This is a genomic window from Pseudonocardia cypriaca (genome assembly GCF_006717045.1).
Classification (GTDB): Bacteria; Actinomycetota; Actinomycetes; order Mycobacteriales; family Pseudonocardiaceae; genus Pseudonocardia; species Pseudonocardia cypriaca.
This window is the reverse complement of record NZ_VFPH01000001.1, coordinates 1,792,664-1,813,281: the sequence shown is the minus strand read 5'-3', so window position 1 is coordinate 1,813,281 and position 20,618 is coordinate 1,792,664. Positions and strand designations below refer to the sequence as shown.

Annotated in this window: 21 protein-coding genes; 8 read left to right on the top strand and 13 right to left on the bottom strand. The window is 73.7% G+C overall.

From position 1 onward, the window contains the following. The first annotated feature begins 49 nt into the window (after positions 1-49). Positions 50-508, top strand: a complete 459-nt coding sequence (yidD, locus tag FB388_RS39850) for a membrane protein insertion efficiency factor YidD (RefSeq protein ID WP_211361824.1) — start codon at positions 50-52, stop codon at positions 506-508. A 12-nt stretch (positions 509-520) separates the two neighbouring features. On the opposite strand, the gene FB388_RS08540 is transcribed toward yidD, so the two are convergent. Beyond that, positions 521-1,483, bottom strand: coding sequence for an endonuclease/exonuclease/phosphatase family protein (locus tag FB388_RS08540; protein ID WP_142099167.1), 963 nt, complete (start codon positions 1,481-1,483; stop codon positions 521-523). 202 nt (positions 1,484-1,685) lie between these two features. Between FB388_RS08540 and FB388_RS08535 the strand changes: the two genes are divergently transcribed. Next, a complete protein-coding gene (locus tag FB388_RS08535; RefSeq protein WP_142099165.1) occupies positions 1,686-2,627 on the top strand; it encodes an alpha/beta hydrolase in 942 nt (313 codons plus the stop codon). Positions 2,628-2,634: 7 nt separating this feature from the next. On the opposite strand, the gene FB388_RS08530 is transcribed toward FB388_RS08535, so the two are convergent. Genes FB388_RS08530 through FB388_RS39300 form a run of 3 tightly spaced genes read right to left on the bottom strand, consistent with a single transcriptional unit; the run spans position 2,635 to position 4,843 of the window. Continuing rightward, a complete protein-coding gene (locus FB388_RS08530; protein ID WP_142099163.1) occupies positions 2,635-3,723 on the bottom strand; it encodes a PucR family transcriptional regulator in 1,089 nt (362 codons plus the stop codon). Positions 3,724-3,745: 22 nt separating this feature from the next. After that, the gene (gene yidC / locus FB388_RS08525) at positions 3,746-4,492 is read right to left on the bottom strand and encodes a membrane protein insertase YidC (RefSeq protein WP_246121757.1); all 747 of its coding nucleotides are present in this window, start codon (positions 4,490-4,492) and stop codon (positions 3,746-3,748) included. A gap of 57 nt (positions 4,493-4,549) precedes the next feature. Next, a complete protein-coding gene (locus tag FB388_RS39300; protein WP_170225531.1) occupies positions 4,550-4,843 on the bottom strand; it encodes a DUF6412 domain-containing protein in 294 nt (97 codons plus the stop codon). Between the two features lie 59 nt (positions 4,844-4,902). On the opposite strand from FB388_RS39300, the gene FB388_RS08520 reads away from it, so the two are divergent. Next, positions 4,903-5,643, top strand: coding sequence for a GNAT family N-acetyltransferase (locus tag FB388_RS08520; RefSeq protein WP_142099161.1), 741 nt, complete (start codon positions 4,903-4,905; stop codon positions 5,641-5,643). On the opposite strand, the gene FB388_RS08515 is transcribed toward FB388_RS08520, so the two are convergent. Both FB388_RS08515 and FB388_RS08510 read right to left on the bottom strand, forming a co-directional pair. After that, entirely contained in the window at positions 5,640-6,269 is a 630-nt protein-coding gene (locus FB388_RS08515) for a response regulator (RefSeq protein ID WP_142099159.1), read from the bottom strand. The two genes, FB388_RS08520 and FB388_RS08515, sit on opposite strands and share 4 nt — an antisense overlap. After that, the gene (locus tag FB388_RS08510) at positions 6,269-7,534 is read right to left on the bottom strand and encodes a sensor histidine kinase (RefSeq protein ID WP_142099157.1); all 1,266 of its coding nucleotides are present in this window, start codon (positions 7,532-7,534) and stop codon (positions 6,269-6,271) included. The genes FB388_RS08515 and FB388_RS08510 overlap by 1 nt, the downstream gene beginning before the upstream one ends. 139 nt (positions 7,535-7,673) lie before the next feature. Between FB388_RS08510 and FB388_RS08505 the strand changes: the two genes are divergently transcribed. Continuing rightward, on the top strand, positions 7,674-8,480 hold the full coding sequence (locus FB388_RS08505) for a DNA-formamidopyrimidine glycosylase family protein (RefSeq protein ID WP_142099155.1): 807 nt from the start codon (positions 7,674-7,676) through the stop codon (positions 8,478-8,480). A 43-nt stretch (positions 8,481-8,523) separates the two neighbouring features. On the opposite strand, the gene FB388_RS08500 is transcribed toward FB388_RS08505, so the two are convergent. From FB388_RS08500 to rimO, 4 genes are all read right to left on the bottom strand, one after another. After that, positions 8,524-9,330 (bottom strand): PspA/IM30 family protein, encoded by an 807-nt coding sequence (locus tag FB388_RS08500; protein ID WP_142099153.1) that lies wholly within the window; start codon positions 9,328-9,330, stop codon positions 8,524-8,526. 285 nt (positions 9,331-9,615) lie between these two features. Then, positions 9,616-10,050 carry a helix-turn-helix domain-containing protein gene (locus FB388_RS08495; protein ID WP_142099151.1) on the bottom strand — a complete coding sequence of 145 codons (435 nt, stop codon included), beginning with the start codon at positions 10,048-10,050 and terminating at the stop codon, positions 9,616-9,618. Between the two features lie 139 nt (positions 10,051-10,189). Then, positions 10,190-10,789 carry a CDP-diacylglycerol--glycerol-3-phosphate 3-phosphatidyltransferase gene (gene pgsA, locus FB388_RS08490; RefSeq protein ID WP_142099149.1) on the bottom strand — a complete coding sequence of 200 codons (600 nt, stop codon included), beginning with the start codon at positions 10,787-10,789 and terminating at the stop codon, positions 10,190-10,192. Continuing rightward, complete coding sequence (rimO, locus tag FB388_RS08485) at positions 10,786-12,255, bottom strand: 30S ribosomal protein S12 methylthiotransferase RimO (protein ID WP_425468534.1); 1,470 nt, start codon at positions 12,253-12,255, stop codon at positions 10,786-10,788. The genes pgsA and rimO overlap by 4 nt, the downstream gene beginning before the upstream one ends. A 42-nt stretch (positions 12,256-12,297) precedes the next feature. On the opposite strand from rimO, the gene FB388_RS08480 reads away from it, so the two are divergent. Next, positions 12,298-12,795 (top strand): amino-acid N-acetyltransferase, encoded by a 498-nt coding sequence (locus tag FB388_RS08480; RefSeq protein ID WP_246121754.1) that lies wholly within the window; start codon positions 12,298-12,300, stop codon positions 12,793-12,795. Between the two features lie 13 nt (positions 12,796-12,808). Further along, entirely contained in the window at positions 12,809-13,639 is an 831-nt protein-coding gene (locus tag FB388_RS08475) for a helix-turn-helix domain-containing protein (RefSeq protein WP_142099144.1), read from the top strand. 32 nt (positions 13,640-13,671) lie between these two features. Here FB388_RS08475 and FB388_RS08470 read toward each other — a convergent pair whose 3' ends face one another. Both FB388_RS08470 and FB388_RS08465 read right to left on the bottom strand, forming a co-directional pair. Next, the gene (locus FB388_RS08470) at positions 13,672-16,200 is read right to left on the bottom strand and encodes a DNA translocase FtsK (protein WP_142099142.1); all 2,529 of its coding nucleotides are present in this window, start codon (positions 16,198-16,200) and stop codon (positions 13,672-13,674) included. A gap of 95 nt (positions 16,201-16,295) precedes the next feature. After that, complete coding sequence (locus tag FB388_RS08465) at positions 16,296-16,736, bottom strand: Lrp/AsnC family transcriptional regulator (RefSeq protein ID WP_170225530.1); 441 nt, start codon at positions 16,734-16,736, stop codon at positions 16,296-16,298. 81 nt (positions 16,737-16,817) lie between these two features. On the opposite strand from FB388_RS08465, the gene lat reads away from it, so the two are divergent. Beyond that, entirely contained in the window at positions 16,818-18,113 is a 1,296-nt protein-coding gene (gene lat / locus FB388_RS08460; RefSeq protein ID WP_142099137.1) for an L-lysine 6-transaminase, read from the top strand. 38 nt (positions 18,114-18,151) lie between these two features. Then, a complete protein-coding gene (locus FB388_RS08455; protein WP_142099135.1) occupies positions 18,152-19,711 on the top strand; it encodes an aldehyde dehydrogenase family protein in 1,560 nt (519 codons plus the stop codon). Positions 19,712-19,723: 12 nt separating this feature from the next. Here the strand turns inward: FB388_RS08455 and FB388_RS08450 are convergent, their stop codons facing one another. Then, positions 19,724-20,584: a Rieske (2Fe-2S) protein gene (locus tag FB388_RS08450; RefSeq protein ID WP_142099133.1), complete on the bottom strand. Its 861-nt coding sequence runs from the start codon at positions 20,582-20,584 to the stop codon at positions 19,724-19,726. Between the last annotated feature and the right edge of the window lie 34 nt (positions 20,585-20,618).

Genomic DNA, 20,618 nt, shown 5'->3' with positions numbered 1-20,618 from the left:
TCCCGCCGCGGAACATCACCCGATCGGGGTGGCCGCGGAGGAGGCACGGGTGCGGCAGCACGGGGACGCGGGTGACGAGACCGAGCGGCAGCGGCGGCGGCGCGAACGGCGGCAACGGCGGCGCGAGGAGCGGCAGGACAGGCTCGAGGCGGCGGGCGACACCTGTGAGGTCCTCGACTCGGTGCGGTCCTGCGGCTCCGGTTGCGCACGGCTCGGGCGCGGGCGCGGTGGTGGTGGTGGTGACGGCTGCAGCTGCGACGGACCGTGCGACTTCTCGCTGCTGCGCGTCCCGCCCCTGCTCCTCGTGGCGGCGGCCGTGGTGCCGGCCCATGGCGCGAGCGGGTTGGTGCGCTCGGCGCTGCTGGGCTACCAGCGGTGGCTGAGCCGCTTCACGCCCACCTGCCCCTCCACGCCGAGCTGCAGCGCGTACGCCCTCACCGCCGTCGCGCGTCACGGTGCGCGGCGCGGACTGCGGCTGGCCGCTGCCCGGGTGCGGGCCTGCGGCTGAGCGCCACGTCCTTCACGGGGTGAACTCGCACCACAGTGGTAGGTGGTCGGAGATCCGCCAGGACAGCTGCACCTCGGTGTCGGCCGGGATGAGGTCGTTCGTGAAGTCGAAGGTGCCGGCGTTGACGAACGGCATCGACAGCTTCGCCCGTCCCTCGGGGAACCAGGCGATCTGATCGTAGAAGTGGTGGTTGTCGGGTGCCGCGTCAGGATCGTCGAAGATGGTGCGCGGTATGTGGTTCAGCGCGGCGGGCGGCCGCAGGCCGGTCGACGTGAACGCCTGGAAGAGCGGGTCGTCGCGCCGGTCGATGTTGAAGTCACCCAGCGCGATGAGGTTCTCCCCCCACGGGTCCTTGCCGGCCGACCAGCGGGCCAGCCACCGCGCGACGGCGGTCAGCTCCGGAATCCGGTCGGCAGGCGCGTTGCCGTACAGGACGTGCAGCGTGACCAGGGTGAAGCGGGTGTCGCCGCGGGCGAAGCCGACCGCGTACGGGGTGCGGGCGAACTGCTCGGTCAAGGTGCCGGCCGGGATGTCGGCGTCCTTCGCCGCCACGACGAGCTCGCAGGCCAGTCCGGAGGCCCGCAGGCGGGTGGTGTCGTACACGAATGCGAGGCGCTCGTTGTTCCCGGCTCTGCCGTCGGTGACGTCGGTGACCAGGAACGCCCACTGCTCACCGAGGTCGGCCATCATCGCCTGGAAGGCCCCGGCGCTGCGCCGCACCTCCTGGATCGCGACCACGTCGAAGCGACGGACGATCTCGGCGATGCACGCGACGTTGCTGCGGTCGCGGATCGGCGAGTCCCCGAGCGCCGATCGCCACTTGGCGTCGAAGCGGTCGAACGCGCGCACGTTCCAGGTGGCGACGAGGAGGTTCGTCGCCGTCTTCGCCTGCAGCTGCCGGTCCAGCACGCGCGACAGCGCTTCGAGCTGGTCGGCAACATCGGGCGGCGGTGGTCCGGGGGGTGCGGTGGGCACGGCGCCACCTCCTCGGCGTGGGTCGACGAGCCGACCGACACCAGGAGCGGCAGCCCCGCCCGGGAAATACCGGGGTCACGGGACCGGGGTGCGCGATCGTCGGGAGCGCGGTCACGGAATCCCGACGCACGGCGGGTGCCCGGAGCCCGCTCGGTGAGGACGATCAGTGGTATCCGACCGTCAACAACCGTGGAGACTCCCCATGAGCTACTCGTTCGACCCCGAGCTCGCCGCAGCGGTGGCGATGATGCCGGTCTTCGAGATCTCCGATGTCCCGACCGCCCGTGCGGAGATGGGCGAGACCTTCGCCGCCGCGTTCGGCGAGCCCGACCGCTCCGGCGTGCAGGTCCGCGACGAGCTCGTGCCGGGCCCGGACGGTGCTCCCGACGTGCGGCTGCGGATCTACACCCCGGACCGGCCAGTGGCACCCGCTGCGATCTACGACGTCCACGGCGGCGGCTTCATGCTCGGCACGATCGACATGTTCGACGGGCACAACCTGCGACTCGCCCGCGGGCTCGGCGTCACGGTCGTGACCGTGGACTACCGGCTCGCGCCCGAGCACCCCTACCCGGCGGGGCTGGAGGACTGCTACGCCGGGCTCGTGTGGGTGGCGAAGAACGCCGACGCGCTCGGCATCGACCCGGACGGCATCGCGATCCACGGTGAGAGCGCAGGCGGCGGCCTGTGCGCGGGACTCGCGCTGCTCGCCCGCGACCGCGGCGGCCCGTCCATCGCGTTCCAGTACCTCGGCGTGCCCGAGCTGGACGACCGCCTCGACACGCCGAGCATGCGCGCGTTCACCGACACGCCGATCTGGAACCGGCCGAACGCCGTGGTCAGCTGGGACTCCTACCTCGGCGCCGGCAAGCGCGGCACCCCCGACGTCCCGATCTACGCGGCACCCGCCCGTGCGACCGACCTCACCGGGCTGCCGCCCGCCTACGTCTCCGTGATGGAGTTCGACCCGCTGCGCGACGAGGGCATCGCCTACGCCCAGGCCCTCATGCACGCGGGCGTCTCGGTGGAGCTGCACGCCTTCCCGGGGACGTTCCACGGCTCGTCGCTGGTGGAGCAGGCGGAGGTGAGCCGGCGCGAGGCCGACGAGGCACTGACCGTGCTGCGCCGCGCCCTCGGGCTCTAGTGCCCCACTAGCGCCCCGACAGCCGCCGGGCGAGCAGGGCGAACCGGGCGCGGAACCGGTCCTGCGGCTCGTCGAGGCGCCAGCCCAGCTCGTTCTCGACGTGGGCGAGCCGGTCGGCCACGGAGCTGTGGTGCAGGTGCAGCAGCGCCGCGGCCTTGCGGAGCGATCCGGTGCGGCACAACGCCTCGAGCGCGGCCAGGTCGGTGGCCGGCAACGCGCTCAGCGCGACGACGTCGGGCTGGACGCGGAGCCGTTCGGGTGGCAGCTCGCCCAGCAGGGCGATTGACCCGAGCTCGTGGTGATCGATGATCGGGTCGTCCTGGGTCGCGAAGCGCAGGGCGAGCTTCGCCTGTTTCCACGACGTGCGGGCCTCCAGGCCACGCACCGGCGACCCGACGCCGACCAGAACGGCCGGGGCGGCGCGGCGCTCGCGAGCCTGCTCCTCCAGCGCCGCCCGCAAGTCCGACACCACGGAGGCCGCCGACTCGCGCGGCTGCAGCAGCATGGCGGCCCGGTCTCCGATGACGGCCACGCGCGCGGCCCGCAGGCGCCGGCCACGGGTGACGAGCGCGACCGCGGCCGCGCCCGGGTCGCCGTCGGCGGAGACCGCCAGCGCGCGCACCGGGACGTCGCCGTCCAGGCCGAGCAGCCGCAACGCCCTGGCCCGGTCCTCGGGCGCCTCCCGCTCGGCGAGCACCAGCTCGACGAGGCCGGGATCGGCCAGGTCCGGGGCGGGCGTGCGGCGGTGCCGGTGCGCGAGCAGGCGGGCGCTGATCGCGAGCCGCTCGAGCACGAGGTCGTCCAGCGGGCCCGGGCCGCCCTCGCGGGCCAGCCACACGCGGCCGGCGCCGGGCCCGATCTCGACGCTGCCGGTGGCCGCGACCTCCCCAGCGGGCGAACCGTCGGGCCGGAACCGGAGCGGCTCCCCGTCCGGCCGGTCCAGGCCGGCCGGGCACTCGGCGAGCGCAGCTGTGGCGCGCACCAGCTCCGCCGGTGTGGCCCCGCGCTCGACGAGGGCGTCGAAGTAGGCGATCACGCGCACGGCCGCCTCGGCGCCCGCGTCCACGGCCGAGAGCCGCAGGAGCAGACCCTTCACGAACGCCAGCGTACGGCCGGGATCAGCTCCGGAGCACCAACCACTGCTGCACCAACGTCCAGGCGCCGTTCGTGACCCAGTAGATCAGGATCGCCACCGGGAACGGGAACAACGCCCCACCGACGAGGACGCCGAGCGGGAAGACCCACGGCGTCCACCGCATGATTCCCGCGAGTGGGCCGTCCGCGGGCTGCTGGCGCAGCGAGAGCCGGGCCGTGAGGTGCGTGGCCACTGCGGCGAGCAGGATCAGCGGCACGGTGACGGCCGCGACCTGCCAGTGGTCGACGAGCCCGTCGAGCGGCATGTTCAGGTACGCCGACAGCGGCACCTCGAACAGCCGGGCGGCGAGGAACGAGCGCACCTCGTCGGCCCCGAACGCGTAGTTGGTGTGCGTCGCGCTCGTGAAGCCGGTCAGCACGTGCAGCAGGCCGAGGAACACCGGCAGCTGCAGCAGCGCGGGCAGGAGCATGCTCGCTGCGCTGACGCCGTGCGCCCGCTGGAGCGCGTCGGTCTCCTGCAGGAGCCGGGCCGGGTCGTCGGCGTGCCGGGTGCGGAGCGCGGCGAGCTGCGGCGTGAGCTCGCGCAGCGCCCGGGCGGATCGCACCTGGGCCAGGAACGGCCGGATCAGCAGAGCCCTGAGCGTCAGCACGAGGAACACGACGGACAGGGCCCACGCGGCCCCGCTCGCCGGGCCGAGCAGGAGTCCGAACAGCTGGTGCCAGCACCACATGACACCGGAGACGGCGAGATAGAGGGGATCGAGCAACATGGCAACACTCCACGGGAGCCGGGTCGGGGGACGCGTCGACCGGCGGCGTGGGTCTGCCTACACCGCCGGAAGGAGCTCCGACGGCGCACGGGAGCGGGTGTGCCCGGGGGCGTCCGGGTCACGGTGGCGGGGCACGGGTCTGCGGGCGAGTGCCCGGTGGTGGTCGCGGGCGGCGACGACCGGCCCGGTGCCGGTGAGCACGGGCAGGACGGCGGCCACCTCGCGGGCCACGGCCCAAGCGACGACGAGGGTGCCGATGGCGCCGACGAGAACGGCCGGCTCGGCGGCGGTGCCCGCCAGCACCGCGTAGAGGGCGCCGGCGAGTGCGAGGAGTCGCAACACCGGAGCCATACCCCTACGGTACCGGTAACCAGTGGCAACCGGATCACGGTCGCGGCAGGCTCCACTGCGTGCTCACCGTCGCGCCCGGCCCGCTGCGCCCATGGTTCACGCCCGAACGACCGGGCCCGCTGGTCTTCGAACACGTCGCCCGCACCGGGCACGGCCGGGTCCGGGTGGACCGCTGGCCCGACCCACGAGTCGTGCTCGCCGAGCTGCCGGGCAACCTCGCGCTGCGCGGCGACCCGGAGCACCTGCCGGCGGCGGCCCTCGCGGAGCTGACCGGCTTCGTCGACGCCCCGCCCGAGTGGCTGCCCGCCCTGCGGGCGTCCGACCCCGCCACCGCGCCCTGGGACCGGCTGATCGCCGTGCTGCCCGCCACCGCGCCGGTGCCGCCGCCGTCCGCGGACGTGCGGCTGCTCACCAGCGACGACGCTCCCGCATTCGCCGGGCTCAGCACCGAGAGCGCCTGGATCGCCGAGACCTGGGGAGACGTGCCGGGCCTGCTCGCGGCGGGCGTGGCCCGCGGCGTAGTCGTGGACGGGCGGGTCGCCGCGCTCGCGGTCCCCTTCTACCTCGGCGGCCGCTACGAGGACATCGGCGTGGTCACCGAACCCGACCACCGCAGGCGGGGCCTGTCCACGGCCTGCGCCGGCGCGCTCATCGCCGACATCCGGGCCCGCGGCCACGTGCCGACCTGGTCGACGTCACCGGACAACACCGGCAGCCGCGGGGTAGCGGCGCGCCTGGGGTTCGTCCACGAGCGCGACGACGTCCTGTACGCGCTCCGCACGCCAGTTCCCACGTCCTAGGAGGTCAGCAGGCCCCGCTGGTAGCCGGCCGCCACGGCGGACGCGCGGTCGCGGACCTCGAGCTTGGCGTAGATGTGGAGCAGGTGGGTCTTGACCGTCGCCTCGCTGATGAAGAGGCGCTGCGCGGTCTCGCGGTTCGTGCAGCCCGCCGCGACGAGCCGCAGCACCTCCAGCTCGCGCGCGGACAGCGCGTCCTGGGCGGGGCCGCGGACCTGGCCCATGAGCCGGCCGGCCACGGCGGGCGACAGCACCGCCTCGCCGCGGTGGGCCGCTCGCACGGCACGCACCAGCTCCTCGCGCGGGGTGTCCTTGAGCAGGTAACCGGTGGCACCCGCCTCGATCGCCGGGAGCACGTCCCGATCGGTGTCGAAGGTCGTGAGCACGAGCACCCGCACCTCGGGCGCCAGGCGACGCAGCGCGCCGATCGCGTCGACGCCGCCCATGACCGGCATCCGCAGGTCCATCAGGACGACGTCGACCGGGGTGGCCTGCGCCCGGGCGAGCGCCTCGGCGCCGTGTCCGGCCTCGCCGACGACGCGCATGTCCGGCTCGCCGTCGAGGACGCCGCGCAAGCCGTCGCGGACGACGGGGTGGTCGTCGACGATCAACACCCGGATCGGGTCCATCAGCTGACCTCCGCCGGGATCGCCGGCACGCTCGCGCTCAGCGCCGTGCCCTCGCCCGGCGCGCTCTCCACGCTGAAGGCGCCCGCCACGCGGCGCACCCGCTGCTCCATCGCGACCAGCCCGAACCCGGCTCCGCCGCGCGCACCGGACGCGAACCCGCGCCCGTCGTCGCGGACGTCGAGCACCACCACGTCGTCCATGTAGGACAGCGTGAGCCCGACGCGAGTGGCATCGGCGTGCTTTCCCACGTTGGCGAGCGCCTCCTGCGCCACCCGGAACAACGTGACCTCCAGCTCCGGCAGCAGCGCGCGGGGATCGCCCGTCGTGTCGATGATCAGCTCGACGCCGCTGGTCTCCGCCCACCTCTTCGCCATGTCGGCGATCGCGTCGGGCAGCTGCGCCTCCACGAGCTGGCGCGGCCCGAGCGCGTCGACCGAACGGCGGGCCTCGGTGAGGCTCTCGCGGGCGAGCGCGCGGGCGGTGTCGATGTGCCGGCGCCGCACCACGGGATCACCGTCCGCCACGCCGGCCGCCTCGAGCTGGGTCACGATGCCGGTGAGCCCCTGTGCGATGGTGTCGTGGATCTCCCGGGCCAGCCGGGCGCGCTCGTCGAGCACGCCGGCCTCCCGAGCCTGGGCGAGCAGCTGGGCGTGCAGGTTCGCGTTCTCGTCGAGGGCCTCCGACAGCCGCCGGTTCGCGGCACCCAGCTCGTCGATCATCCGGCGCCTGCGGTCGCTCTGCTCCGACATGAACACGCCGAAGTACGTGCCGCCGCCGCCGAGGAGGGCGTTGGCGACGGTGAGCACGACCATGGCGATCCCGAGGCCCGGGGTGAGCTCGACGAACCGGCCCCCGACCTGGGCGTAGGACACGATCACCGCGCCGAGCACGACCGCGGCGAAGCGCCAGTGGCCGCGCAGGAAGGCGAACGCGTGCATGTAGACGGCGACCGCCTCGAACGCGAACAGCGGCGAGGCGTAGGTCAGCACTGCCATCAGCACGATCAGCCCGGCCATGTACACCGCACCGACGACCGGGCGCTCGGCGCGCACCGGCCGGACCGTGGTCAGCAGCGCCGTCCACAACGCCGCCACCGGGGTCAGCACACCGATCAGCACCCACGGCCAGACCGGGCCGCCCGCGAGGAACGGCGGGCTGAGCGCGAGACCGACGACCAGCCCGGCGTACGGGCCGTACCGGCCGATCACGGTGTCGAGCCGGTCCTCGACCGCGTCGAGCCTGCGCTCCCGCTCCCCCGTCACCACCGGACCAACCTAGGTGCGCCGTGCATGCGTCGATCTTGCGCCGCTGGCGGGACGACCGGATCGACCGTCACACCGGAGACGGGTCCACCGATCGGTTGATCCCGCTCCCCGACCCTCCGGGCGCGCTACCGTCGGCGGCGTGCCCGAGGGCGACACCGTCCACCTCACGGCGAAGCGGCTGCGCGCCGCCCTCGCCGGGAACGAGCTGGTGCGCGGCGAGCTGCGTCATCCCCGGCTCGTCGGGCACGACCTCGCCGGCCGCACGGTGCTCGACGTGGCCTCCGTGGGCAAGCACCTGCTCACCCGGTTCGACGACGGCCGGAGCCTGCACAGCCACCTGCGCCTCGACGGCTCCTGGCACCTCTACCGGCCCGGCATGCCGTGGCAGCGGCCCGCCCACCAGGCGCGCGCCGTGCTGGAGACGGCCGAGCGCACGGCCGTCGGGTTCCTGCTGCACGACCTGGAGCTCCTGCCGACCACCGAGGAGGACCGGCTCGTCGGGCACCTCGGCCCCGACCTGCTCGACCCGGCGTGGAACGACGACCACGCCGCCGAGGCGCTGCGCCGGTTCACCGCCCGCGGGGAGTCGGAGCTGGGCCTCGTGCTGCTCGAGCAGCGCGTGATGGCCGGCGTGGGCAACCTCTACAAGACCGAGGTGTGCTTCCTGCTCGGCCTCTCCCCGTGGACGCTCGTGCGCGACGTCCCCGACCCGGCCGCCGCGATCACGCTCTCCCGCGACCTGCTGCTGCGCAACGCCGACCGTCCGCAACAGTCCACGACCGGCGAGCTGGCCCGCGGCCGGCAGCACTGGGTGTACGAGCGGGGCGGGCAGCGCTGCCGCCGCTGCGGCACCCGCATCCGCACCGGGAAGCAGGGCGAGGGCGTCTACGCCCGCGCCACCTGGTGGTGCCCCACCTGCCAACCCGGCCCGACTCGCCCGCACTGAGACCGCGACTCGCGGATACGTTCCGCGAGTCGCGGTCTGGTGCTCAGGCGGTGCCGGGCTGCTGCTGCTTGTTGAGCTGGGTGGGGGCGGCGGCCGTGTCGCCCGCGGTGACCTCGCCCGCCACCGGCGTGCCGTGCAGCGAGGCGCGGATCTGCTCGAGGCGGCTCGCGCCTGCCATGTCGACCGTGGACTGCTGGACCTCCAGCATCCGGGCCTGCACGGAGTTGGACGCGAGGTCGGCCTGGCCGAGGGCGTTGGCGTAGCGACGCTCGATCTTGTCGCGGACCTCCTCCAGCGACGGGGTGTTCCCCGGCGCCGCGAGCTCGGTCATCTGCCGCAGCGAGGCGGCGGCCTGCTCCTGCATCTTGGCCTGCTCCAGCTGGCTGAGCAGCTTGGTGCGCTCGGCGATCTTCTGCTGCAGCAGCATCGAGTTGCGCTCGACGGCCTGCTTCGCCTGCGCGGCGGCCTGGATGGCCTGGTCGTGCAGGGTCTTGAGGTCCTCGACGGACTGCTCCGAGGTGACCAGCTGGCTGGCGAACGCCTGCGCGGCCTGCTCGCGCTGCTGGGCGGTGGTCTCGTCGCCCGCGGCCCGGGCCTGGTCGGCGAGCACGAGCGCCTGCCGGGCGGAGGCCTGCAGCTTCTCGATCTCGCCGAGCTGCCGGTTGAGCTTCATCTCCAGCTGACGCTGGTTGCCGATCACGGCGGCGGCCTGCTGGGACAGCGCCTGGTGCTGCCGCTGCGCCTCCTCGATGGCCTGCTGGATCTGGATCTTCGGGTCGGCGTACTCGTCGACCTTGGACGAGAACAGCGCCATCAGGTACTTCCAGGCCTTCGTGAAACCGTTGGCCATCTGCTCCGCCCTCCGAGTGCGACGCGCTCGCCGCTGCCTGTCGTCCGTCCGTTCCGGCCACCCGGCCTGCCCGGCCGGATGCGCTGCGCCCCATCGTGGCACCGGATCCGTCCGGCTTCCACTGATCGGCGACGATATCGGGGATGATCCGGAGGTCACCGTCGGGGCGACCCGGACCTCAGGCTACCGGGCCGGACGGGATGACGGAGCCGCTCGACACCGACATGCGCACACACATCGGCGCCCGCCGCGAGGGCGGGCGCCGATGTGGAACGGCGGTGGGTGTCAGGCGGCGCGAACCGACGCCAGCGCCACGGGCTGCGGCGCGACCGGCTGCGGGGTTGCGGGACGCGGCGCCACCGGGGCGACGGGACCGACCGGCGTGGTGGGGATGAGCGGTCCCTCGTCGGTGGCGGTGGCGAGGCGCAGGTCCATGTGGCGCAGCCCGATCGGGCGGCGCAGGCGGGCGGCCTCGGCCGCGACCGTCTCGGCGGCGATGGCCTCCGCGGCCTCGGCGAGCAGGTCGCTGAGAGCGATGTCGAGGGCTTCGCAGATGGCGGCGAGCAGCTCGCTGGAGGGTTCCTTGCGGCCACGCTCGACCTCGGACAGATACCCGAGGCTCACCCGCGCGCGCCGTGACACGTCCCGCAACGTGCGCCTGTGTGCCATGCGCACGCGTCGCAGGCTGCCGCCGATCGCCTCTCGCATCAGCACTGCCATGCGACCCTCCTCGTCGTCCGCCGGGGCGCGACCTGCCGCACCCGGTGAGATCACCGTACCGACTCCCGCCGCTCCACGTCGCCGTGCTCACGGGCGTGGCGCGTCCGCCCACGGCGAACACGGCGCCGCGGCGGGCCGCTCAACCCGCGGCGGCCGCCGCTGCGCGGAGCCGCAACGCCCGCAGCACGTAGTCGAACCCGGTGCCGACGGTGAGGGCGATCGCGATGCCGAGCACCGCCCATCGGAGCACCCAGACGACGGTCGCGGCGCCGAGCAGCTCGGGCAGCGGGAGCAGGAACAGGCCGATCGCGATGGCCTGGCACAGCGTCTTCGCCTTGCCGCCGCGGCTGGCCGGGATGATGCCGTGGCGCAGCACCCAGAACCGCAGGGCGGTGATGCCCAGCTCGCGACCCATGATCACGATGGTGACCCACCACGGCACCTGCGCCAGCACGGACAGGCCGACGAGCGCGGAGCCGGTGAGCGCCTTGTCGGCGATCGGGTCGGCGATGGTGCCGAACGCGGTGACGAGGCCGCGGCTGCGCGCCAGCTCGCCGTCGAACCGGTCGGTGATGGCGGCGAGCACGAAGACGCCGGTGGCGGCGAGGCGCCAGCCGATGTCGAGACCGTCCTCGGTGAAGAGCACGACGAGGAAGACCGGTACCAGCAGCAGCCGGACACCGGTGAGGACGTTCGCGATGTTCAGCAGCGGCGGTGGACTCGCCGGTGCAGAGCTCACCCCGACTCCCGGGCGGCGCCCGCCGTGGCGAGCTCGCTGCGGGGAAGGCGTTCACGCGGGGAGACGAGCAGGTCGGCGCCCTCCGTGGCGACGACGACCGCGCGTACCAGGTCGCCCACCTCGAGGCCGGAGCCGCGTTCCAGGACGCACTCCCCGTCGACCTCGGGCGCCTGGTGGTCGGCACGGCCGGTGCACTCGAAGTCCTCGTCCTCCTCGGCCTCGACGAGCACGGTGACCTCGGTGCCGACGCGGTCCTCTGCGCGCTGGGTCATCAGCTCCTCGACGAGCGAGGTGATGTGCTCGACCCGGCGGGCGACCTCCTCCGGCGGGAGCTTGCCGTCGTAGCCGGCGGCCTCGGTGCCGTCCTCGTCGGAGTAGCCGAACACGCCGACGGCGTCGAGCCGCGCCCCGGTGAGGAACGCCTCCAGCTCCGCGAGGTCGTCGTCGGTCTCGCCGGGGAAGCCGACGATCACGTTGCTGCGGATGCCGGCCTCCGGTGCGAGCGCGCGGATCCGCTCGCACAGCCCGAGGAAGTCCTCCCGCGAGCCGAACCGGCGCATCCGGCGCAGCACGGAGGGGCTCGCGTGCTGGAAGGACAGGTCGAAGTAGGGGGCGACGCCCGGGGTGGTGGCGATGACCTCCAGGAGGTCGGGGCGCAGCTCGGCGGGCTGCAGGTACGACACGCGCACCCGGTCGATGCCGGGGACGTGCGTGAGCCGCGGGAGCAGCCGCGCGAGCGCGGTGGTGCCGCCGGGCAGGTCCTTGCCGTAGGACGTGGAGTTCTCGCTGACCAGCACCAGCTCGCGCACGCCGTGCATGCCCAGCCACGCCGCCTCGGCGACCACGTCGTCCGGCGGGCGCGAGACGAAGGCCCCGCGGAACGACGGGATCGCGCAGAACGCGCAGCGGCGGTCGCAGCCGGAGGCGAGCTTGAGCGGGGCGACCGGGGCGTCCGAGAGCCGGGTGCGCGCGAGGTTCGGCACCCACGCGTGGCCGGGGACGGCGACGTCGCTCGCTGCGGCGGGCCGCGCGGCCGGGGAGATCGGTAGCAGCGTGCGCCGGTCGACCGGGACGTGCGGGGCCGGGGCGTGGCCGCCGAGTACGTCGCCGAGCCGCTCGGCCAGCTCCGGGTAGGCGTCGAACCCGAGCACCGCGTCGGCCTCGGGCAGGCTCTCGGCCAGCTCGGCGCCGTACCGCTCGGCGAGGCAGCCGACGGCCACGACCTTCGCGCCGCGGGGCGCCGCCGCGTCGGAGGCCGCGAGCAGCGTGTCGATCGAGTCCTTCTTGGCCTGCTCGACGAACCCGCAGGTGTTCACGACGATGACGTCGGCGGTGCCGGAGTCGGCGTCCACCAGCTCCCACCCGCTGCCGGTGAGCCGGCCGGCGAGCTCTTCCGAGTCGACCTCGTTGCGGGCACAGCCGAGAGTGAGCAGGGCGGCACGCCGCGGAGCGTCGGGTTCTGGCACGGGCACCAGGGTATCCGGCGGCCTTCTCTAATCTGACGGGTCGTGGCGACACCACTCGTGCGGCGGGCACGCACCGCCGACGTCCGGACCATCAAGCAGCTCGTGGACTCCTACGCCGGACGGGTGCTGCTCGCCAAGGAGATGATCACGCTCTACGAGGCCGTGCCGGAGTTCCTCGTCGCCGAGCTCGACGGCGAGATCGTCGGCTGCGGCGCGTTGCACGTGCTGTGGGAGGACCTCGGCGAGGTCCGCACCGTCGCCGTGGACCCGCGGGTGAAGGGCCGCGGCGTCGGACACGCGATCGTCAGCGCGCTCATCGACGGTGCCCGGGACCTGGGCCTGCGGCGCCTGTTCGTGCTGACGTTCGAGAAGCAGTTCTTCTCCCGCCACGGCTTCGAGGAGATCGACGGCACGCCGGTGGAGCCGGACGTGTTCGCGGCGATGCTGCGCTCCTACGACGCCGGTGTTGCGGAGTTCCTCGACCTCGCCCACGTCAAGCCGAACACGCTCGGCAACGTCCGGATGCTGCTCCACCTGTAGGTAACCTCGGGGTGTGACCGCCTCCGTCGTCGAGGGCGCGTTCCGCACCTGCGGGCGCGCGACGGCGGCGTGGCTGCGCCCGTACGTCAGCGCGTACACCGGCTACCGGCAGGATGCGGGGCCACCGTCGGTGCACCAGGGCGTTGCGTCGGCCCACCTCACGTTCGTGCTCTGCCTCGACGGCCGCGTCGACATCCTCAGCAACGCCGATCCGGCAAAGCCGGCCGGGAGCTTCACCGCGGCCGTCGGCGGGCTGCACGGCTCTCCGGCCCGGATCGCCCAGGGCGACCCGCAGACGGGTCTGCAGCTGCGGCTCACCTGGCGCGGCGCCCGTGCGCTGCTCGGCGTGCCTGCTGGCGAGCTGGCCGGCGACACCGTCGACCTCCACGACCTGCTCTCCGGCCGTGCCACGACGCTGCTGGACCGGCTGGCCTCCACCGAGGACTGGCGGGCCCGGTTCGACCTGCTCGACACCGAGCTCGCGAAGCTGCTGCGGCGCGGCCGCGGCGAGGTCGGCGTGCTGCCCGAGGTCGGGTACGCGTGGGACCGGCTGGCCGAGACCGGCGGCAACCTCCGCATCGAGGACCTGGCGCGCGAGGTCGGGTGGAGCAGGCGGTACCTCGCCGACCGGTTCCGCGCCGAGACCGGGCTCGCCCCCAAGGCCGCCGCACGCGTGATCCGTTTCGAGGGCGCGTGCGACCGGCTGCTCGCCCCGGACCGGCCCGCGCTCGCGCGGGTGGCGGCCGAGGCGGGCTACGTCGACCAGGCCCACCTGTCCCGCGACTTCCGCGACCTCGCCGGCATCCCCGCTACCGCATGGCTCGCGGAGCGGACCGGCCGCTGAGGCGCTCGCGGGGCGACCGGATCACCTCGCGGTCAGTCCTCGTCCTCGTCGTCCGGTGCCGGGCCGCCGCCACCGCGGATCAGCCACAGCGCGCCCTCCAGCTCGTCCGGCTTGATCAGCACCTCGCGCGCCTTCGACCCCTCCGACGGCCCGACGATCCCGCGGGTCTCCAGCAGGTCCATCAGCCGCCCGGCCTTCGCGAACCCGACGCGCAGCTTGCGCTGCAGCATCGACGTCGACCCGAACTGGGAGGTGACGATCAGCTCGGCGGCCTGCAGCAGCACGTCGAGGTCGTCGCCGATGTCCGGGTCGATCTCCTTGGCCTCGCCCGCCTTCTGGGCGGTGACGCCGTCGGTGTAGGTGGGCTCGGCCTGCTCCTTGGTGAACGAGACGACCGAGGAGATCTCGTCGTCGCCGACGAACGCGCCCTGCATGCGGACCGGCTTGCCCGCGCCCATCGGCAGGTACAGCCCGTCGCCCATGCCGATGAGCTTCTCCGCGCCGGGCTGGTCGAGGATGACCCGGGAGTCGGTGAGCGACGAGGTGGCGAACGCCAGCCGCGACGGCACGTTCGTCTTGATCAGCCCGGTGACGACGTCGACGGACGGGCGCTGGGTGGCCAGCACGAGGTGGATCCCGGCGGCGCGGGCCTTCTGGGTGATCCGCACGACCGCGTCCTCGACGTCACGGGGCGCGGTCATCATCAGGTCGGCCAGCTCGTCGACGATGCAGAGGATGTACGGGTAGGGCCGGTACTCCCGCTCGCTGCCCAGCGGGGCGGTGATCTCGCCGGAGCGCACCTTGCGGTTGAAGTCGTCGACGTGGCGCACCCGGTTGGCCTGCATGTCCTGGTAGCGCTGCTCCATCTCCTCCACCAGCCAGGCCAGCGCAGCGGCGGCCTTCTTCGGCTGGGTGATGATGGGCGTGATCAGGTGCGGGATGCCCTCGTACGGGGTGAGCTCGACCATCTTGGGGTCGATGAGGATCATCCGGACCTCGTCCGGTGTGGCGCGCGACAAAAGCGACACCAGCATCGAGTTCACGAAGCTCGACTTGCCGGAGCCCGTGGAGCCCGCGACCAGCAGGTGCGGCATCTTCGCGAGGTTCGCGACGAGGAAGTGGCCCTCGATGTCCTTGCCCAGCCCGATGCCGAGCGGGTGCTGCTCGGAGCGGGCGGCGGAGGAGCGCAGCACGTCGCCGAGGCGCACCATCTCGCGGTCGGTGTTGGGCACCTCGATGCCCACGGCGGACTTGCCGGGGATCGGTGCGAGCAGCCGCACGTTGTCGGTGGCGACGGCGTAGGAGATGTTGCGCTGCAGCTGGGTGATCTTCTCGACCTTCACGGCCGGGCCCAGCTCGATCTCGTACCGGGTGACGGTCGGGCCCCGTGTGAACCCGGTGACCTGCGCGTCGACGTTGAACTGCTCCAGCACGCCCGCGATCGCCTCGATCATCGCGTCGTTGGCGCGGCTGCGCGTCTTCGGCGCCGGTCCGCTCGGCAGCAGGTCGCTCGGCGGCAGCTTGTAGGGAGCCGCGCCCTCGCTCGGCTGCACGGTCAGCCGCAGCTGCTCCCCCACGGCGCCCGCGGGCTCGGGCTCGGCGGGCGGCGTGGCCGGCACGGCAGCGGGCTTGCGCTTCGGCGGAGCCGGCGCCGGCGCCTCCTCGGCAGGCGGGTCGAGCGCGTCCGGGGTGTCGGCGGTGTCCTCGCGGTAGACGTCGGCCACCCGGGAGGCCTGCCGCCGCCGCGACGGGCGCCGCAGCGCCACCGACGGCGGGTCGGCGACGACCTCTCCCGGCTCCTCCGCGGGCGCCGGTTCGGGCACGGCCTGCCCGGTGAGCCGCCGGAACCGGTTCGGAACCTCGCGCACGGGCGTGCCGGTCAGCACCAGGAACGCGTATCCCGACAGCAGCACGAGGACCGGCACCGCCACCCACGAGGTCAGCCCGGTGGCGAGCGGCGTCGCAGCGACGTAGCCGATCGCTCCCCCGCCCTGCGCCCACTGGCCGGGCTCGTCCGGCCGGCCCGCCACGATGTGCACGAGCCCGAGGACGCCGAGCGCGAGCAGGAACGAGCCGACCGCCACCCGGGGCCGGGACTCCGGGTGCGGCTGCGTGGCCATCAGCAGCACCCCGACGCCCACGACCAGCACGGGGAGCACCGCCGAGCCGCGCCCGACGACCGCGGCCACCGCGCCGGACAGCCAGTTGCCCACCGGGCCGCCCGCACCCCACCAGATGCCCGCCGCCGCGATCACGCCGAGCACGAGCAGCGCCACGCCCAGCCCGTCGCGGCGGTGGGCCGGGTCGAGCTCGCGGGTGCGTCCGACGGCGCGGCCGAGCGACCTGCCGAGCCGGGCGATCCCCCGGCCGACGCCGTCGATGCCGCGGTCGATCAGGTCGGGCTGCTTGCGCGCAGGCGTGCGTCGGGTGGATCCGGAGCGGCCGCGCGATGTGTTGCGGGACGCCGGCGTGCGGCGCCCTCGTGCCGAGCCCGCCGCCGATCGAGCTGACGACGCTGCCGCGGTGCTCCTGCCGCCGCCGGCGGTCGTCCGTCCTGCCATGCGCCCCACGGTATCGGGGAGTGACCCCCGGTCCGGTGACCGACACCCGCGCCAGGCGTGGTCTCGGTCGCGCCCGGACGATCAGCCGGGCCGGGTCAGCGGTAGCGCGTGAGCACCACCCACGTCGTCGTCCGGACGGTCTCGCGCCACTTCTGGATGCCGTCGAGCACGGCGTCCAGCTCACCCGCGCTGGGGGCGGTCACCAGCACCATCAGGTCGTACTCCCCGGTCACCGACTCGATCTCGGTCACGCCGGGCATCGCGGAGAGCCTGCGGACGTAGCCGGCCACGTCGGCCGTGCGCACGACGACGCCGACCCGGGCGCGGTGCGCGGCCGACGTGCCCGGGAGCACCACGTCGGCCCGGTACCCGCGGATCACCCCCGCCCGCTCGAGGCGCTGCACCCTGGCCAGCACGGCGGTGCGCGACAGCCCGACCGCGCGGCCGAGCTCGGCCATCGACGCCCGGCCGTCGGCCGCCAGGTGCGCGAGCACGCGGCGGTCGAGGTCGTCGAGCTGACGATCCGTCGGCGGCACGGCGCACATCGTGGCATTCCGTCGCCGGAACCGACGTTCGACCCGCTGCGCACCGACGATCATCGAACCGACACTCCAGGTATGACCGTCCCCGTCGAGCGCGTCCACGAGACGCTGCGCCGCCACCTGCTCGTCGACGGCTTCGACCTCGTGCTGGACACCCGGGCGAGCCGCGGGTCCTGGCTGGTCGACGCCCGCGACGGGACCCGCTACCTGGACCTGTTCAGCTTCTTCGCGTCGGCGCCGCTGGGCATGAACCACCCGGCGCTCACGGACGACCCGGCGTTCCTCGCCGAGCTCACCCAGGTGGCGGTCAACAAGCCGTCGAACTCCGACATCTACACCACGCACATGGCCGCGTTCGTCGAGACGTTCGAGCGGGTGCTCGGCGACCCGGCGCTGCCGCACCTGTTCCTCGTCGAGGGCGGCGCGATGGCGGTCGAGAACGCGCTCAAGACCGCGTTCGACTGGAAGCGGCGGCACAACGCGCTGCACGGGCGGCCCGAGCACCTCGGCACGAAGGTGCTGCACCTGCGCAAGGCGTTCCACGGTCGCAGCGGCTACACGCTCTCGCTCACCAACACCGACCCGCGCAAGACCGCGCTCTTCCCGACGTTCGACTGGCCGCGCATCGACGTCCCGGCGATCCGCTTCCCCATGGACGTGATCGAGGTCGAGGCGGCCGAGGCCCGCGCGCTCGCGCAGGCCAGGGAGGCGTTCGCGGCGCACCCGCACGACATCGCGTGCTTCATCGCCGAGCCGATCCAGGGCGAGGGCGGCGACAACCACATGCGGGCGGAGTTCCTGCAGGCCGTGCAGGCGCTGTGCCGCGAGCACGACGCCCTGTTCGTGCTCGACGAGGTGCAGACCGGCGGCGGTATGACCGGCACCGCGTGGGCCTACCAGCAGCTGGGCTTGGCACCGGACGTCGTCGCGTTCGGCAAGAAGCTCCAGGTCTGCGGCATCATGGCCGGCGGCCGGGTGGACGAGGTGCCCGACAACGTGTTCCGGGTGCCCTCGCGCATCAACTCCACGTGGGGCGGCGGCCTCACCGACATGGTCCGGTCGCGCCGGTACCTGGAGGTCATCGAGGCCGAAGGCCTGGTCGAGCGGGCCGCGGTGCTCGGCAAACGGCTGCTCGACGGGCTCGCCACGATCCCGGAGGTCGACAACGTGCGCGGCCGGGGCCTGTTCGTCGCCGTCGACCTGCCGACGCCCGCCGCCCGCGACGCTGCCCTGCAGCGGCTGCACCGGGACGAGAAGGTGCTGATCCTCGGCGGCGGGGAGCGCTCCGTCCGGTTCCGCCCGGCCCTGACGATCGGTGAGGACGAGCTCGACCTCGCGGTCGGCGCGCTGGCGCGGGCGGTGCGGGCATGACCTTTGCCGAGGTGCGCGAACAGGGCCAGGATTCGGCGATGGGTACGACACGCGAGGTCGGCGCGTACGTCGGTGGGAAGTGGCGCGACGACGGCCCGGGTGGCCGCCTCACCTCGATCGACCCCGCTCGCGACGAACCGGTCGCCCAGGCGCTGCTCGCCGACGCGGCCCTGTTCGTCGAGGCCTGCCGCACCGCCCGCGACGCGCAGCGGGCATGGGCCGCCGTCCCGGCGCCCGTGCGCGGCCGGGTCGTCGAGCAGATCGGCAGGCTCGTCGAGGCGAACAAGGAGGCACTCGCCGCGCTCGTCACCCGCGAGATCGGCAAGCCGATCGCGGAGGCGCGCGGTGAGGTGCAGGAGGTCATCGACACCTGCTCCTTCTTCGCGGGCGAGGGCAGGCGGCTCTACGGGCAGACCGTGCCCAGCGAGATGTCCGACAAGCAGCTGTTCACGTTCCGGGTGCCGGTCGGGGTGGCCGCGATCGTCACGGCCGGGAACTTCCCGGTTGCCGTGCCGTCCTGGTACCTGGTGCCGGCCCTGCTGTGCGGCAACGCCGTGGTGTGGAAGCCGGCGGAGTACACGCCCGCGATCGCGGAGGCGTTCACCGAGCTGTTCGTCCGCGGCGGGCTGCCAGCCGGGGTGCTCAACACCGTGCTCGCCGACGGCGCCACCACCTTCGACGGCCTCTCGGCCGCGCTCGACGCCGGGCTCGTCGACAAGATCGGCTTCACCGGTTCCTCGGCGGTCGGGGTGCGGATCGGTGAGCTGGCCGGGCGGAACCTGCAGAACCCGTGCCTCGAGCTGGGCGGCAAGAACCCCCTGGTGGTCATGCCCGACGCCGACCTCGACCTCGCCGTCGAGGGCGCCCTGTTCTCCGGGTTCGGCACGGCCGGGCAGCGCTGCACATCGCTGGGCACGGCGATCGTGCACGCGTCGGTGCACGACGAGTTCCTCCGCCGCTTCGACGCGGCCGTCCGGTCGGCCGAGATCGGCGACCCGACCCGCACCGACGTCCTCTACGGGCCGATGCTCTCGGCCCGGTTCCTGGCGGGCTTCGAGCGGCACCTCGACCTGGTCCGGCCGCACCACGCGCTGCACGGCTCCACCGGCACCGGCCGGATCACGCCCGCCAACCCGCGCGGCGGGTTCACCGGCGAGCCCGGGATCTACGCGCACCCGACGATCGTCGACGGCGTGGTCGCCGACGACGACCTGTACCGCACCGAGACCTTCGGCCCGATCGTCGGCGTCGCGACGTTCGAGACCTTCGACGAGGCCGTCGCGCTCGCCAACGGGCACGGCTACGGCCTCTCGGCGTCGATCTACACGTCCACGCCGGTGCACGCGTTCCGGTTCCGGGAACGGGTGAGCGCGGGCATGGTGAGCGTGAACAACTCGACGTCGGGGGCCGAGGCGCACCTCCCGTTCGGGGGCAACGGGCGCTCCGGGAACGGGAGCCGGCAGTCCGGGATCTGGGTCCTCGACCAGTTCACGCGGTGGCAGTCGATGAACTGGGACTACGCGGGGAAGCTGCAGAAGGCCCAGATGGACACGGCCGTGCTCCCCGCCGACGCGGAGTTCCGCCTGCCCGAGGCCTGAGGGCGCGGAACGTCAGGATCCCGGTGCGAGCCGCGCTTCCACCTCACCGTTCCGGATACGGGTCTCGAAGCGGGGAACCGCCGCCGTCGCAGGGCCGTGCACGACGGCGCCGTCGTCGAGCCGGAACTGGCTGCCGTGCCACGGGCAGACCACGCAGGTGTCGCCGTCGGTGCCGACCACCTCACCTTCGGAGAGCGGTGCGGCCAGGTGAGGGCATCGGTCGGCGAGCACGGTCACGTCCAAGCCGCGGCGCAGGACGAACACGGGGACATCGCCCGCGTCGCAACGCACCGGGCTGCGCTCGGGGAGGTCCGCGACCCGCCCCAGCGTCTGCCAGTCCCGTGGTCCCAGGTCGCGGACCCGGTCGGCGTGGTTGGCGCCGAGGGCCTGGTGGTAGGCCAGGTGCCCACCGAGGGTCGCCCCGATGCTGCTGATCGCAGCACCGGCGAGCGACAGCAGCCGGCCGCTGCGGCCGCGGGCCCGCCGGGTCAGCGCCGCCGCGTAGCAACTGACCGCGACGACGTTCGTCGCGGCGTGCACGAGGCCGACCCGTTGCTGGTCGGGGTTCGAGGTGGACCAGTCGGCCCACCCTGCGGCCACCGTCGGCGGAGTCAGCGCCAGCCCGGTGGCGATCAGGGCGGTCGAGGAGCGACGGTTCCCGCCGACCAGGTCGATCAATGACGCCGACATGAACGAGCCGAGTGTGATCTGGACGATCACCGGGTGCACCGGGTGGCCGAGCCACACGCCGTGCAGCGCGTCCTTGATGCGCCGGTCGGACAGCACTCGCTGCACGGTGTCCCGGACGATCGCCGCGGGCTTGTCGAGCGCCTCGGCCCGCTCGAGACGCTCGATCTGGTTGAAGGGCCGCATGTCCGCCGGGATGTCCCGAGCGGCTGCCGGCAAA